This window comes from uncultured Endozoicomonas sp. (assembly GCF_947495845.1).
Classification (GTDB): Bacteria; Pseudomonadota; Gammaproteobacteria; order Pseudomonadales; family Endozoicomonadaceae; genus Endozoicomonas.
On record NZ_CANMAO010000009.1, the window covers coordinates 109,591 to 125,172 of the forward strand.

Genomic DNA, 15,582 nt, shown 5'->3' on the forward strand with positions numbered 1-15,582 from the left:
ACTGAGCTTGGATTGTCCACAGAGTAATCCCTCAACTATTCAGAGAAGTGACTCTAGACCATTTATCTTCGTTTTGTTGGTAATGTGAGAATAGTTTCTCGATTATGAAAGCTGCAGCGTTCTGGCTATTTCGTGAATACGATTACGAAGTACATCAATATCATCGCTTTTAATTCCTTTAATACGAACAACTTCGTTATCCAGTGCTTCAAAATCTGGCAGCTCTGAGGGTAACCAACTGACTACTGAGCGCACCATATAAATACCGTTCATCTCTGGTTGGTTCGCCAGAGTTAATGCTTCACTTGCTGCACTCTCTTCAAGCGCCGGATGCTGCTCTTCCGGAAACTCCGATTGTTGCTCACTGATGCTGATACCTATACCCAGTTGTGTGCTGGCGATATTCACTTTGCCCGCGATCTCTACCAGGGCTTCAATCATCAAACTGCAAAACAAAGCGTCAGAGGTGAATTTTGGGCTTTGATTGCTGGAAAACCTTAGGTAGGCGTTGCCTTCTGGTGTGTAAGTAACTTCACCCCCGTACAGTTTTGCCGACTCGCGGATAATTTCACTATAGCTCCACAGAATACCCTGAAGTTCTCTGGGGGCCAGCAGTTGTTGTAAGCGACCAAGGTTTTTTACTTTGATGGCAACGATTACAGAGGTTTCCGGGGCGTCTTCAGTTTCCTCTGGCTCAACGGTTCTCTTCTCCAGCAGTTTTTGTTCTACAAAGGCAGATAATCGGGCAATCTCACCCTTTACTTCAGGCGTGGTGGCATCACCTGGCATCATGGATCTCAGCTGTCGCTCGATAATGCCAAGCTCTGTAGCCATGCCGGAACCGTAAAGGTGAAGTACAATCAGGCCAACCATCAAGACCAGTAAACTAATGGCGGCAATAATTAACAGTGCATCTTTCGGTTTCTGGCTTAATAGTTCGTTGTTCAGAGACAGGCGAGCATAACCGGCAATCACATCCTGATAATGAATGGGTGACGAATACGACGGATTGTCACTATCTGTCTCCCCGCTGTTGGAGCTGGCGCTGGCAATTCGCTGATTATCAATACTGTAGATGCTGGCATCCGTTACATAAGGGTTTTGCACCAGCTGCCGGAGTAAAACATTCAGGCTCAGCCGATCACCGGTGACCAGCATATCGGTTGCAGCGCTGGCGGTTTGAGCGCTGAGTAATTGACCGATGCTATCGGCTTGATGACGGCTGGCCGAATCAACCTCGTTGTTGATGACCAATGACATGCCCAGCGCCAGAAGGGTCAGCATCACGCCAAAAATCACCATCAGTTGAGTACGGATGGAAAACCGGGACGAAAAGTGCGAAATCAGTCCGGGCGTGAGAGTGCGCTTTTTCAACAGAAAGCTCCTGAGCAAATGGTCAACTGCTTATCCTATCAAAACTTCAGTTTGATCCACATCGGTATGTTAGACTGTGCGCCTGAATCGACCTGAGAGTTGGACTGTCCAGTGAGTGAAATAATCTTAATTAATGTAACTGGCCGGGATAAGCCGGGGCTTACCTCATCCATTACATCCATCATGGCGGATTATGGTCTTGAGATTTTGGATATAGGCCAGTCGGTTATCCACGACACCCTGACTTGGGGAACCTTGGTTCGCCTACCAGATTCAGGGCAGAACTCCGCGGCGGTTCTAAAAGATTTGCTGTTTCATTTTCATGAGCGCGATTTGCAGTTCAGTTATCAGCCCGTCTCCCAGAACGACTACGAACACTGGGTGTCCGAACAGGGCAAGAACCGATATATCCTGACGTTGCTATCCCGAAATGTGACGGCAGAGCAAATTGCCCGAGTATCCGGTATTACGTCTGCTCACGGTCTCAATATTGATCATATCTCCCGCCTGTCTGGTCGTCGCTCATTGTTGGAAGGTGAAAACGAGACTGGTCGCACATCTTGTCTGGAATTTTCTGTTCGAGGCACTTCACCGGATCTGGATAAACTGCGATCAGATTTTTTGAACCTGACGGCGGACTTGGATGCCGATGTTGCGTTTCAGGAAGACAGCATCTTTCGTCGAAATAGACGACTTGTTGTGTTTGATATGGATTCAACCCTAATAGAAGCTGAAGTGATCGATCTGTTAGCAGAAGCGGCGGGCGTCGGCGATAAAGTCGCGGAAATTACCGAGCGCGCCATGCAGGGTGAACTGGATTTTAATGAGAGCTTCCGTGAACGCCTTGCCATGCTGAAAGGGCTGGATGAGTCCGTACTCGAAGGCATTGCCAACGAGTTAAAACTGACAGAAGGTGCCGCAGAACTGATATCAACTTTGCGTTCACTGGGCTATCGCACTGCCATTCTTTCTGGTGGCTTTACTTATTTTGCCCGTTATCTTCAGAACAAGCTGGGCATCGATTTTGTTCATGCTAATGAACTGGAAATCCGCGATGGTAAAGTGACCGGCCAGGTGATGGGACAGATAGTTAATGGTGATAGAAAAGCGGAGCTGTTAAAGCAAATTGCCTCTGAACAAGGCATTTCTTTAAATCAGACCATTGCCGTGGGTGATGGGGCTAACGATCTGCCAATGTTGAGTGTTGCCGGTCTTGGTGTGGCATTCAGAGCCAAACCGCTGGTGAAACAGAGTGCACGACAATCGATTTCTACTCTGGGACTGGATAGTATTTTGTACCTGCTGGGTTTCAGTGAAAAGGATCTTCAATCGTTAACATGAGACGAGAAGAAAAATGATAAGAATACAACGATGGATTAATAAGGTGGCGCTGGCTGCCATGGTTGCTTTGGCACCAGCCCTTTCTTTGGCTGACAGTACACAGTGGCAACAGGTGACTGATAAAGCCCGCGGGCAGACGGTTTATTTCAATGCCTGGGGTGGTAGCGAACAGATCAATGACTATATCGATTGGGCGGCCAAAGAAGTAGAAAAGCGATATGGCGTAATGCTGAAACACGTCAAAGTGACGGATACTGCCAATGTGGTTAGTCGGGTTCTGGCGGAAAAATCTGCAGGCCGTACGGATAAAGGGACTGTTGATCTGGTTTGGATCAATGGAGAAAACTTCCGTTCGATGAAGCACAATGGTTTGCTTTACGGTCCTTTTGTCACTGATTTGCCGTCGTTTAACGGTATTGACCCTGTTAAGAAACCAACCACGGTGGTGGATTTTGGAGAACCGGTGGATGGACTGGAAGCACCATGGGGAATGGCGCAGCTGGTCTTTATGTATGACACTGATCGTTTAGATGCGCCGCCAGCGAATGCCGAAGAACTTCTGGCTTTTGCTCGGAAGCATCAAGGTCGTGTGACGTACCCTCTGCTACCGGATTTTATTGGTACCACTTTTCTCAAGCAGTTACTGAGTGAGTTATCCACACAATCGGACGTTCTGCAGAAACCAGTGGAAAACGCTGACTTCGATAAAGTTACTGAGCCATTGTGGCGTTATCTGGATGAGATTCATCCTTTGCTGTGGCGTAAAGGTGAAACCTTCCCGGCAAACAACCTTGCATTAACACCGTTGCTGGACGACGGTGAAATTCTCCTGTCGATGACGTTTAATCCTTCTTATGCAAGCTCTGCTATTGCCAGTGGTGAACTGCCGGAAACGGTAAGAACGTATGTTCACAAAACCGGAACTCTGGGGAATACCCATTTTCTGGCCATTCCCTTTAACAGCAGTGCCAGTGAAGGGGCTCAGGTAGTGATCAATTTCCTGATGTCACCGGAAGCTCAGGCTCATAAAGCCAATCCGGATGTCTGGGGAGACCCAACAGTATTAACCATGTCCAGCTTGAACAGTATGGACCAGAAACGATTTGCAGAACTGCCGCTTGGGCCTGCAACACTGTCTGCTGAAGGCTTGGGAGCTACACTGCCTGAGCCGCACAGTTCATGGGTGTCAGCGCTTGAGAAAGAGTGGGTTAAAAGATACCGGTAGTGACCGTCGTTAAATACTTCTCGAGCCGTTTATCTCCATCTGCGTTTCTGGCAGTGGGATTAACGGTTCTTTTTCTTTTGCCAGTGTTGTCGGGTGTCGTCAGTGTTGTTTTGCCGGCATTTAATATTATGCCGGCTCTTGGGTTTACAAACTTCAGTGTCGCCCCTTGGCTAAACCTTCTAGTGACACCAAAGTTATCAGAAATGCTGTTTCTGACCCTTGGCACTTCTGTCTTTTCTACGCTCTTGTCTTTGTTGCTGGCTTTGGGTGCAGTCAGCGCGTTATGGGGAACGCCGCTCTGGCGTAGGCTTCAGCACTGGTTATCGCCGGTCATGGCGGTTCCCCACGTTGCGCTTGCATTTGGCATTGCCTTTATCTTAATGCCCAGTGGCTTGTTTACCCGACTGATTGCGCTATTGGCTGATTGGGAGTTACCGCCAGATTGGCAAACAGTGAATGATGCTTTTGGGCTGAGCATGATCTTGCTTCTGGTTATCAAGGAAACGCCCTTCTTGATTCTGATGTTGCTAACGGCGTTGGTGCAGGTGCCGGTTTCCGGAACCCTGAAGCTAGGAGCCAGCCTTGGTTTTCAGCCAATGACCGTTTGGGTGAAGTTGATCTGGCCTCAGTTGTATCCAATGATTCGCTTGCCCGTGTATACCGTTCTGGCATTCTCTATTTCGGTTGTGGATATTGCGTTGATTCTTGGCCCAACAAATCCTCCAACCTTTGCTGTGCAAATTCTTCAGTGGATTCAAGATCCTGATCTCTCCAGCCGGCTGCTGGCTGCGGCTGGAAGCTTACTGCTTCTGATGCTGGTGGCGCTTTGTATTGGCGCATTCTATTTGATTGAAATCATCGCGAAACGAAGTTCACGACACTGGCTGACGAATGGTGATCGTGGGCGGTTTTCTGGTGTATCAATGACACTATTCAGAGCTATCTGGAAGAGTGTTCTGCTTGTATTTTCTCTAAGTGCGATCACCTTACTGATATGGTCATTTGTCTGGCGATGGCGTTTTCCTTCTCTTTGGCCTGATTGGTCATTAAGGAGTTGGGAAAGAGCGTGGAATGGTTTGATTGAGCCCGTTGTGAACTCCCTGAAAGTTGGGCTGGCAGCGTCTGTGCTGGCTACCGTGTTCGCTGTTGTGCTGTTGGAACTGATTAATCTGCAAAGGAGAAAACACCAGGGGCTGGGGAAAAGGCTGACACTATTTTCCAGCCTTGCCATGTATGCGCCGTTGTTGTTACCGCAGATGACGTTCTTGTTTGGTATCCAGATTTTACTGCTTGAATATCAGCTGGAAGGATACTGGTCTACTGTCGTTGGTGTGCATCTGTTGTTTGTATTGCCTTATTGTTTTCTCAGCCTTTCTGGCCCATGGCGTTATTATGATCAACGGCAGAGTCTTCAGGGGTTGCTGCTTTCTCAGTCGCGGCTGAAAACATTTTTTCAGATAAAACTGATGATGCTGTGGCGTCCATTGATGGCATCTATTGCACTGGGTTTTGCCGTGAGCATTGCCCAGTATCTACCAACATTGTTTGCCAGTGCCGGAAGAATTGAAACGGTAACCACTGAAGCGGTTGGTCTGGTTTCTGGGGGGAATCGTCGTTTAATCGGTGTTTATGGGCTGGTTCAGATGATTTTGCCATTCCTTGCCTACGCAGTGGCGTTTCTATTGAGCAACTGGACTGTGAAGAATGGACGAATTGCAGGGAGAATGAACCGTTGAATTTAATCCTGAAAGGTGTGGATATTTGCCTTGATGGCAGGCAACTGTTCTCACAGTTGAGTTGTACTGCTGAGGCTGGAGAAGTACTTTCTGTGCTTGGCTCCAGTGGGTGTGGTAAGAGCAGTTTGTTGAACTACATCTGTGGAATACTGTCGTCTGAATTTTCTTGTTCCGGTGAGATCATTCTGGCTGGCAGAGTGATTAATGATATTCCTTCTCATCAGCGTGGGGTTGGGCTGCAGCTTCAGGATCATCTTCTATTCCCTCACATGACAGTTGGAGAAAACCTGACGTTTGCCTTACCTCGTAAATACCTCCGAAAAGAGCGAAGGAAAAGGGTGGAGCAAGCTTTATTAGACTGTGGTCTGAAAGGTTATTTTGATCGAGACCCTGCCACTCTGTCAGGTGGTCAAAAAGCCAGAATCAGTTTAATGCGAACGTTGCTGGCAGAGCCAAAACTGTTGTTGTTGGATGAGCCATTTTCCAAGCTGGATGCCGGGCTGCGAGGTGCGTTCAGACGTTTTGTGTTTGAGCAGATCGAAGAGCGTAAAATCCCTGCTCTCATGGTGACCCATGATGAGCAGGATATTCCGGATAATGAGAAAGTGATCAGGCTTTAGCCGAAATCAAAGTCCATGGCATCCATCGGTCCGGAAATGTAATACCCTTGGGCGTAATCCACACCGAGCCTCCACAGGTGCGCCAGCGTTGGAGAGCTTTCTACCATTGGCACAATACAGCGCACATTTTGCTCTCTCAGCTGCCCCAGCATTTCTGTAATTTCTTCATCCCGATCATCACTCAATTCACTGGTAAAGCTACCATCGAATCGAACAAATTGAACATTCAGATGCTTCAGCGCTTTCATAGAACGGGAATCGCTCTGGAACCGGGTGATGGCTAACTGGCAACCAATGCTCTCAATGGATTTGGAAAATTCAACCACCCGTTTCAATTGCTGTAATACAACGCTTTCTGGCATTTGCAATATGATGCTATCAGCAGGAATACTGCTGGCTTTTAACAGGCCAGTAAGGAAACCTACCAATTCGGCATCCTGAATGGACAGTGGGCTCAAATGGATCAACAGTTTTACTTTCTTACCTGCTTTATAAAGAGGTGTAAGCTGTCGTATACATTGGCGAATGACCCAGCGATCAATATGAGGCATCAGGCTTGATGATTCTGCCGCGGCCATAAACTCACTGGCTTCAATCACCTCACCCTTAGGAGAGTGAAGTCGTAGGAGCACTTCATACTGCTCTTCTTCAGCACCGGTAATATTGATCACGGGCTGATACAGCAGATGGAAAGAGTCCTGAGACAGAGCCTGACGAATCATGGCCTGTACATCACCATCGTCGGCTTTTTCTTGCAGCAGTTTTTCTTTTGAATACTGCTCTATTCGTGGGTTCTCTTTTTTGAGCGCCATTTTATAAGCGTTTTTGGCATCAACGAGTAAGGCGGCCAGATCTTGATCACCGGCTTTCACGGCATAGCCGATGGTAGCGGTTGTTGTGATGGTTTCATCAGCGCTACCAAATAAGTGGTTTTCAATGGTTTCTTGCAGATTGACTAGCTGATCGTAAATCTTATCTGGATTGCCAGGAGCCAGTAGCAGGAAAGTATCCTCTGCATATTGGCAACCAATACCGTTGGAAAATTTCTTTAGAATAAGCTCACCAGCTGCGCTCTGAAGGGAGCGAATACCGTCATCGCTGTAATCATTTTTGAGTGTCTCGAAATCATCCAGTTGGATAAAAATCAGAGTGGCCTGCTCAGTTTTCTGCAGTGCCGTATCGACTTTTTTATGGAAGGTTTCTTTCGTGTCAAGAGCTAGCGGCTTCTGAGGCTTTTGTGCGGGTTTTGCCGGTGCTGCTTTTGTATTTGCTTTTTGTTTTGGTGTTACTACGTTTTTTGGAGCTTCTTTGATTTCTGATTTCTTTTCTGCAGGTTGATCCAGAACCGGAATAGGCAGTAGGGTCAATTGTATGCAGGGTTCATCATCATACTCAGCTTCAGAAAGTTGCAGACTAACAAAGGTGTAGTTGCCATCAACATGAGCTAGCTGGCACTCGATAGCTGGTTGAGAAGCGTTGGCATTAAATTTCTTTAGTCGCTGCTTGATTTCTGCCTGATGCTGTTGATCAACCAGGTCAATAATCGTTGTGCCTGCGAGATCATCAATATCTTCGTAGCCGACCAGCTCAAGATAGGCGGCATTGGCGTCTACATGCACTCCGTCGTGTATATAGGCAATGGCTTCTGTAGCGCTTGCGAGCAGTAACTGACAGCGCTTATTGGACTCTTCCAGACTTTTTAGGGTGGTATCCAACTTTCGCCGATCATCCAGACTGTTCAGCTCCCTTAACACTGCATGGAGAATATGTTTTTCATTGGTGTTGGGTATGGCGTCCCGGGCACCGGCAGAAAGCCAGGTGGATGTCTTCTCCGGATTGTATTCAGGCAGTGTGACAATCACTGGAATGTCTTGCTGATATTTTGCCACAATATTTAGAACGTGCTGGGCGTTCAGCCTTGGCGTTTCCTCCGCACTGAGTATCAGATCCCATTGCTGGTCTTTCAGTGCGTTCTCCATCGTTTCAATAGACGAAATATGTTGTACACGGGGGGGCATGCCTGCGGCGCGGAGTAATTTTACCCATCGTTCAACATCATTCGGTGAGTCTTCCAGGGCAAGCAGGCGTATAGTTTGTTTGCGATAATCCATTCGGGTAAATCACTGCTTTGATAAAGTCGTAACGTATCTACATCATACGTGATGGGGATTCAAAACGCATCGACCTAAATCAGTAGTTACTTTGTGTAAGAGACAAACTTATGTTTCAGAGTCTGGCGTATGCTTTATAAGGGCAACCTATTCTCGGTCAGGCTCCTAGCCAAATAGCTGAATTTGATATTGATTCCATATGCCGTGGCTGGCGATACATTTGACCAACTTTCCTTTTTTTAGAAGATTATTATGAATTAGATCAAATTTGAGCCCCTCCTTTGCTGCCAGGTTTGGCATGATTAAGGACAGTTCATTGGGGTCTGGTAATATCAGGCATCGTTGGAAGTGGGTAGTATCCTGAGCTTTCTGGGTTAAGGATATGGCGCCCGCTTCTACAGCCGACGTCAGTAATCCGGTACCAAGGGTGAGCTCGTTGTCATTAAATACGCCAAGCCAGCGCACATCATAAAGTGTCCAGGGTGTTCCCGAGGTTTGACGGATGCCAATCAGTTCGCTGGGATGGATTTGTTGTGGTAGCTTATTTTTGATTTTCAGGCAAAAGCCTTTATTGCTGGTGTTGGATATTTCGACTTTCATAGAGGTCTGCTGCTTTCCATCGGCACCGCTGTTAGCTTGAAAGTCAACTACCTTGTCCGAAACAATATTACCGACCCGTTCATCTTCTGTTAAATCGGTATCATGGGCTGATGACCATACATCTTTGTTATCATCTTCGAAGTTGCTTTTTCCTGTATTTTTTGAGTAAACGGCTACGATGTCGTCGAAATGGCGTTTGCCGGATAAAAAGTAGTGTAAGCCCGTAAACCCAATGCAAACTTCGCATTGCTCGAACGACTTTTGTCGTGGGGATGATCTTTTCTGAATATGCCCCCAGCTGAGTAGCAGGTGGTCAATCAGGTCTGCGGGCATGGCTTCAGTTGCTTTGTTTTCAGTTTTTAACTTTTGCAAGTGTGCAGTAAGCACTCTTACATCCAGACCAATGACACCCTCTTGCTGTTGATCTGGTTTTGGTAGCGCATATTGCAGGCCATCGTCTTGCATTAGGTTGGCGGCGTAGTAAATAGAGAGTCCACTTTTGGGGTCAATTTTCCCATGTCCACTCCACAGGCTGAGGATTTGCCAGACTTTCTGGATTTGCTGGTTAGAGAGTTTGTTGGTGTCTGTACGGGATAGCAAAAGCGCCCGTTTGTAATGGTTTTCGGTCGACATGATTTTTGACTGGCTGTCAAAAGGGTCTGCTTGCTGTGTTTGCAAAAAATTATGCTGCTTGGCAATTTGATAGAGCTTGTGGAGTTGGAGCCATAACCCCGAAGTTGCCGGTCGGTAGAGCAGGCACTGGAAAAGGTATGTGAGAGCTGAGTCAGACATGGCTCGATGGAGTGCTGTTGCCAAGCGCTCTCCGGTATTATTCTTGTCGATGTAACATTGGACAACGGCTTGATAGGCTGTAGCCAGACCGCGATGAAGTAAGTGGCAGATGTTGAAGCGAGCCTGCTGTTTGTCGTCGAGAAATATGTTCCTTTTCAGGTGGCGCTGGTAAAGAGTTGTAGTGGTTGACAGTGCTGGCGTTCGCAGCATCTCAACAAGCTTGTATAGCTCATCAGGATCGGAATCTAATCGAACCAAATTGTCCAGCGCTTGAACCAGTCGCTCACCATTCTTGAAATGGTCAGTTGCCGATAAGCTGGAAAGCCAATGCTCTACATTACTGGCGTTAGAGTCTGCATTGGCTGAGAAAAATTCCAGCGAAGCGAGGTTGCGAGCAGGCAGCTCCAACCGCAGTGAGTCTGTAGAATCCATTCTTTAATCCCAAATCCATGGGGCTGAACATCCTGATCAGCGGTGTTATCTTTTGCGAAATCCTGTGGCGAACACGTTATATAATAAATTTGATGTTCATAATATGCCAGCCTTGTCGAACCTGTATCGGCGTTTTAACGCATTCAGCTAGTTGATCCAGGTTTTCCCCGGCTTTCCCGGTATTTCACGAACCAGCTTTGGAACGAGGTATCCTGGGCATTCCGCCATAACGCCTTGGATCAGTTCTCTTGCAGCTGCATCAGGCACATCAAAATGTGCGGCGCCTTTTACCGGATCCAAAACGTGCAAATAATAAGGGAGCACACCGGCGTTAAATAATACGTTACTCAACTCAGTCAGAGCGCTAACGCTGTCATTGATACCCCTTAACAGAACAGACTGATTCAACAGAGTTACGCCCGCCTGTCGAAGCTTGTTCATTGCGTCAGCGACGGCATCATCAATCTCGTTGGCATGATTGGCATGAATAACCATAACGGGTTTAATCCGGTGACCAGTAAACCAGCCAATCATCTCATCGGTTATACGCTCAGGAATCACAACCGGTAATCGCGAATGAATTCTCAGGGTCTCAACGTGAGGAATGCCGTTCAACTCCAGCGCTAATTTCTGCAGTCGACGATCGCTGGTGGCCAGCGGGTCGCCACCACTGAGAATCACTTCTTTTATTGTTGAGTCGGAGCGTATGTAATCCATTGCCCTTGACCAGCTTTCGCGATCCAGACGATTATCCTGGTACGGGAAATGGCGGCGAAAACAGAACCGGCAATTCACCGCACAGGCGCTCCCCACAATTAATAACATCCGTCCGTGGTATTTATGGATAACGCCATCCACCGGATTTTGAGTTTGTTCTGCCAGCGGGTCTAAACCAAAGCCTTCAACCTCATCACACTCGGCGCCAAGAGGAAGAACCTGCTTTAACAGAGGGTCGTCAAGGTTACCGTATTCCATCCGGTGAACATAAGAATGTGGCACCCGCAGTGCAAAGTGGTCGCTGGCTTGCAAGGCGGCAGGCAGTAATTCCTGACTCAATCCCATCATCGATAACAGCTGTTCTGGAGAGTTGACCGTATTCGCCAGTTGTTCCTGCCAGCTACTGAAATCATCAATGGTCTGTGCACTGATCTGCTCACTCATCTGCACAACGAGCTCGGAACGGGTTATCATAGGGGTTTTTGATCTCCTGGTAAGGTCCAATGGCTATTTATAGTACCAATGAGTTTCGTTCAGGTCTCAAAGTAATGCTTGAGGGTGATCCATGCTCAATCATTGAGAACGAATTTGTTAAGCCGGGTAAAGGTCAGGCCTTTAACCGGGTAAAATTCCGTAACCTGATGTCCGGTCGAGTCTGGGAGCGCACGTTCAAATCCGGTGAAAGCCTGGAAGGCGCAGACGTCATGGACCTCGATATGGAATACCTCTACACCGACGGTGAATTCTGGCATTTCATGATGACCGATGGTTCTTACGAGCAGCATGCTGCTACCAAAGAAGCGGTTGGCGACACCATCGACTGGCTCAAAGAACAGGGAGTTTACTCTGTCACTCTTTATAATGGTAATCCGCTGTCTGTCACCGCTCCGAACTTCGTTGAGTTGCAAGTGGTGGAAACCGATCCTGGCCTGAAGGGTGACACTGCCCAGGGTGGTTCTAAACCGGCCAAGCTCAGCACCGGTGCTACTGTTAAGGTGCCTCTGTTCATCGTGGAAGGTGAAATGCTGAAAATCGATACGCGTACTGGTGAGTACGTTGGACGTGTGAAGTAAGCTGCACCCTGCAGACGGTTTGCCTTCATGCAAGCCGATGATTTGCAATGAGCCATCAATAAAGGTGGCTCATTGCAATGTCCCTATCTACAAATTATACCAATGTCGTTTTTAAATTGTGGAGTGAGCAAGTTATTTTGTAATACTGGGCAATACCCGAGGGCATAAAGGCGAAGCGACGAGTCATAGCCTTTATGCCCTTGGGTAGTAGCTATGGCGAGGAACTTCAACGCAGATCCAGTCGCACAAAATGACTGCGCAGCCCATAATTTAAAAACAGAATTGGTATTAACCATTCAACCCCTCTCTCATTCTGCCATATTCTTTATCAAGCCTTAACGGCTTAGGTTGTTACCTTTTATCTGATAACTGGGTTGAGCCTCGTCTGAGAGTTTGTGTATCCGTACCAATGAAATGACAACGTTGAATGGAGAGTAATTATGGGTCCCTCAGGAAAAATTGGGGGCGGGTCACAGGCGTATATTAGAGGGGATAACGCCGCCTAGCCTCAGCCGAGATCAGCAGCAAAATCATGGTTGGCAGAACGGTTTAAGCAAGGGCCTATTTCGGTGGCAATACCGAGGGAAGTGCAAAAATCAGGGTTTCATCATCTGTTTGATAGAAAAGTGCGTGCATTACAGGCAGTTTCAAAAGTTGTCTCAAAACTTAATAAAGTCCCTCCTTTGACCCTGCCAGGATGGGGTGATCGATCCGACAATAAGCAATCTGTTGGTACCAGCATTGCCAGTCCTGTTTCGGATATTGATTTAGGGGAGTTTGCGTGCATTTATGTTGATGACGCCAATGGGCAAAGCTCGATTGCAGGTGATTGGTGCATAGTAGAAGACTCAAAGTGGCAGACGGTTGGAAAAGAGGGTGCTGATAATCTAACTACTCCAAATGTCATTGTCTTACCCGAACACCGCGATAGGGAGCGTGAAGCGGCAATATTTATGAGAGGTGAGCCAGTTTTCTCTGATATCAGGCAGAATGTAAGACGTAAAACCTGTTATTTAAACGCCTCTCTGGCCGCATACTTAGCCAATAAAGATAGCGTGGAAATTCTTAAAAACACCATGACGGCTAATGAGAAGTCACTGTGTATTTCTCTTTATCACCCTGATTCAAAGAGTGATGTCAGCATTGAAACCCCTCTCGAACGAGACGAGAAGACATTCTCCTATTCAAAAAACGGCAGTTTATGGGTGGCCTCATTCGAAAAGGCCTTCTATGCCATCAACGCAGTTACTCAAGCGTCGAAAAGTGGTTTGCAACCGGGAAGGAAAAAAGCGGTTCAAATCCCGCAAGATCTTTCAGTGTTAGACTGGTGTACTTTGCGTCATGCACTGGAGAGTTTGCCTTTCGTACCGTCAGCCTTTGAGAGTCCTTCCAGTGAACCTGTTCAGATGCTGCTTGATCCAGACATGGTGGAACTGGTGCGCGCCAATGTTCAGCAGAAAGTCCCCGTAATTCTAGGTAGCAAATCAGCAAGAGATATTGATAAGACGTTTGCTGTAACCAGTGGGATTCCTTCAAACCACGCGGTAGCAGTGATCAGAGAAGCGTATTACGAGAATAATGACGGCCAGAAAGTTGAAGGCGTTTTATTATTTGATCCTCATGGGGACGGTGCAGCGAATCAGAATGCTCTCGATGCATTGATGAATGGACAAGCACAAAAGAACGTCAATATAAGCAATATCCCAGCTATTACTTTTGTTCCTTGGCGTGAGCTACCTGATAATTTTGCCGAAGCCGTCGTCGCAAAAGGCGTTGCTTCTTCTATTAAAAAAACGCGCCTGAAACAACGCTGATTGAGTGCTACCCTACGACCTGTATCAAAATTATGACTAGTCGCACTATTGGAGAAACGCTGTGACAGAACAACTCTGGCGCCCATCGGGATCGATGATGGCTCTGCGTGAAAGAGCGCATCTTTTGCGAAAGATAAGAGCATATTTTGATGGGCAGGGTGTTATGGAAGTCGAAACGCCTATTCTGTCTAGCAGTGCAACAGTGGATGTTTATATAGATAGCTTTACCTCCGAATTCACACCCATTGGTCATGATCAGAACCAGCTCTGTTATTTGCGCACCTCGCCTGAATTTTCCATGAAGCGACTGCTGGCCTCTGGCAGTGGTGATATTTATTCGCTTGGGCGTGTATTTCGCAACGGTGAAGCTGGTGGCCGTCATAACCCGGAGTTCACCATGCTGGAGTGGTATCGAGTGGGGATGACAGATCAGACCCTGATGGATGACATGTCATCGTTGTTATCCAGCATCTGCAACTATAAAGAGGTAAGACGAGTCAGTTACGGGGAGCTGTTTGAGAGCGCCCTGGGCATTAACCCTTATCTGGCTTCTGATGAAGAGTTGGGCAGCATGGTGGGTGAACGCATTGACGCAAAACTTCAGGGGTTGGAACGAAATGACTGCCTGGATCTATTGTTCTCCAAATTTATTGAGCCTGAGCTGGGCGGCATAAGTGAAGATGGGTTGGAGGGTTGCTTTGTCTATGACTACCCCGTAACGATGTCCGCTCTGGCAAAAGAAAGCTTGAATAAAAAAGGGCAACCTGTTTCCTCGAGGTTTGAGCTCTTTATTAACGGAGTCGAATTGGCGAATGGCTATCACGAGTTGACTGATGGTGATGAGCAGGAGAAGCGCTTTGAAGACGAGCGTATGAAAAGACAGCAAAGAGGATATGATCTTTATCCTTATGATCAGCATATGGTGGATGCACTAAAACATGGAATGCCAGACTGTGCTGGAGTGGCGCTCGGTATTGATCGACTACTGATGCTTTTATTAGGCACCAATAACATCGCTGATGTTCTGGCTTTTGATTTTCAGCGGGCATAAATTAATTTCAAAACACCCCTTGCCAAAAACGACAATGTGCGTAAAATGCGCCCCTCTTCCACGGACGATCTCCAGCGAGAAAGCCAACGTGAGCTGATGAGGATTCATCACTAACAGGAAGAGTGATTTGAAAACGATTGCTTGAATCAAACGATGAAAACAACCGATTGACAAATCAACGAGGTGCGGTAATATTCGCCTCCGCTGACACGGTCTGAACGACAACGTTAGCGAGTTGAAAGGCATCTGAAAACGATCGCTTGACAACGAAAGTCGCTTCGGTATGATAGCGGCCTCGCTGATCGGCCCTCTTGTAGAGGAAAGTCGCCGATTGGAGATTAGATAAGACGCGCCACGGCACGCACTGATCAGGTTCTTTAACAAGATATCAGACAATTCGTGTGGGCGCTTGTGCGATTGCATCGGTTAAGAAAGCTTCTTTTTGTATTTGTATAATTTGTACTTATATAAAGAGTCTCTTTCAAAAACTTTGAATGCTTGATCAATCAAGTGAACACTCGTTAATTCAGCTGTCTTCACAGACAGTTAAATAAAATGTGACGTTCATGAGAATGTTGAGCAGCTGATTACGCTCTTTTTTATAGAGAGTGGTATGAGGCAAAACGATTTAAACTGAAGAGTTTGATCATGGCTCAGATTGAACGCTGGCGGCAGGCCTAACACATGCAAGTCGAG

11 protein-coding genes and 1 rRNA gene are annotated in these 15,582 nt (G+C 47.1%); 8 read left to right on the top strand and 4 right to left on the bottom strand.

Going from position 1 to position 15,582, the window contains the following annotated elements; translation table 11 throughout:
• Positions 1 to 102 precede the first annotated feature (102 nt).
• Complete coding sequence (locus Q1B11_RS08845; RefSeq protein ID WP_299730840.1) at positions 103 to 1,374, bottom strand: AhpA/YtjB family protein; 1,272 nt, start codon at positions 1,372 to 1,374, stop codon at positions 103 to 105.
• A gap of 111 nt (positions 1,375 to 1,485) precedes the next feature.
• On the opposite strand from Q1B11_RS08845, the gene serB reads away from it, so the two are divergent.
• The 4 genes from serB to Q1B11_RS08865 are packed head-to-tail and all read left to right on the top strand — an operon-like array spanning position 1,486 to position 6,296.
• Positions 1,486 to 2,715 (top strand): phosphoserine phosphatase SerB, encoded by a 1,230-nt coding sequence (gene serB / locus Q1B11_RS08850; RefSeq protein ID WP_299730843.1) that lies wholly within the window; start codon positions 1,486 to 1,488, stop codon positions 2,713 to 2,715.
• A gap of 13 nt (positions 2,716 to 2,728) precedes the next feature.
• Entirely contained in the window at positions 2,729 to 3,940 is a 1,212-nt protein-coding gene (locus Q1B11_RS08855; protein WP_299730847.1) for an ABC transporter substrate-binding protein, read from the top strand.
• Complete coding sequence (locus tag Q1B11_RS08860) at positions 3,940 to 5,676, top strand: hypothetical protein (RefSeq protein WP_299730850.1); 1,737 nt, start codon at positions 3,940 to 3,942, stop codon at positions 5,674 to 5,676. The genes Q1B11_RS08855 and Q1B11_RS08860 overlap by 1 nt, the downstream gene beginning before the upstream one ends.
• The gene (locus tag Q1B11_RS08865; RefSeq protein ID WP_299730853.1) at positions 5,673 to 6,296 is read left to right on the top strand and encodes an ATP-binding cassette domain-containing protein; all 624 of its coding nucleotides are present in this window, start codon (positions 5,673 to 5,675) and stop codon (positions 6,294 to 6,296) included. Before Q1B11_RS08860 ends, Q1B11_RS08865 begins: the two co-directional genes overlap by 4 nt.
• On the opposite strand, the gene Q1B11_RS08870 is transcribed toward Q1B11_RS08865, so the two are convergent.
• The 3 genes from Q1B11_RS08870 to epmB all read right to left on the bottom strand — a co-directional run bounded on the left by Q1B11_RS08870 (position 6,293) and on the right by epmB (position 11,422).
• Positions 6,293 to 8,407 carry an EAL domain-containing protein gene (locus tag Q1B11_RS08870; protein WP_299730856.1) on the bottom strand — a complete coding sequence of 705 codons (2,115 nt, stop codon included), beginning with the start codon at positions 8,405 to 8,407 and terminating at the stop codon, positions 6,293 to 6,295. The two genes, Q1B11_RS08865 and Q1B11_RS08870, sit on opposite strands and share 4 nt — an antisense overlap.
• Before the next feature lie 165 nt (positions 8,408 to 8,572).
• On the bottom strand, positions 8,573 to 10,231 hold the full coding sequence (locus Q1B11_RS08875; protein ID WP_299730859.1) for a hypothetical protein: 1,659 nt from the start codon (positions 10,229 to 10,231) through the stop codon (positions 8,573 to 8,575).
• 147 nt (positions 10,232 to 10,378) lie between these two features.
• The gene (gene epmB, locus Q1B11_RS08880) at positions 10,379 to 11,422 is read right to left on the bottom strand and encodes an EF-P beta-lysylation protein EpmB (RefSeq protein ID WP_299730862.1); all 1,044 of its coding nucleotides are present in this window, start codon (positions 11,420 to 11,422) and stop codon (positions 10,379 to 10,381) included.
• Positions 11,423 to 11,451: 29 nt separating this feature from the next.
• On the opposite strand from epmB, the gene efp reads away from it, so the two are divergent.
• The 4 genes from efp to Q1B11_RS08900 form a co-directional block, all read left to right on the top strand.
• Positions 11,452 to 12,021, top strand: coding sequence for an elongation factor P (gene efp / locus Q1B11_RS08885; protein ID WP_299730865.1), 570 nt, complete (start codon positions 11,452 to 11,454; stop codon positions 12,019 to 12,021).
• Positions 12,022 to 12,557: 536 nt separating this feature from the next.
• Entirely contained in the window at positions 12,558 to 13,835 is a 1,278-nt protein-coding gene (locus Q1B11_RS08890) for a hypothetical protein (RefSeq protein WP_299730868.1), read from the top strand.
• A 61-nt stretch (positions 13,836 to 13,896) separates the two neighbouring features.
• Positions 13,897 to 14,886, top strand: a complete 990-nt coding sequence (gene epmA, locus Q1B11_RS08895) for an EF-P lysine aminoacylase EpmA (protein ID WP_299730871.1) — start codon at positions 13,897 to 13,899, stop codon at positions 14,884 to 14,886.
• A gap of 630 nt (positions 14,887 to 15,516) precedes the next feature.
• Positions 15,517 to 15,582, top strand: a 16S ribosomal RNA gene (locus Q1B11_RS08900); the annotation flags it as partial.

Coding starts and splice junctions, on each gene's coding strand:
- efp (WP_299730865.1), top strand. CDS start 11,452: ATGGCTATTTATAGTACCAATGAGTTTCGTTCAGGTCTCAAAGTAATG.
- Q1B11_RS08870 (WP_299730856.1), bottom strand. CDS start 8,407: ATGGATTATCGCAAACAAACTATACGCCTGCTTGCCCTGGAAGACTCA.
- Q1B11_RS08875 (WP_299730859.1), bottom strand. CDS start 10,231: ATGGATTCTACAGACTCACTGCGGTTGGAGCTGCCTGCTCGCAACCTC.
- Q1B11_RS08855 (WP_299730847.1), top strand. CDS start 2,729: ATGATAAGAATACAACGATGGATTAATAAGGTGGCGCTGGCTGCCATG.
- epmB (WP_299730862.1), bottom strand. CDS start 11,422: ATGATAACCCGTTCCGAGCTCGTTGTGCAGATGAGTGAGCAGATCAGT.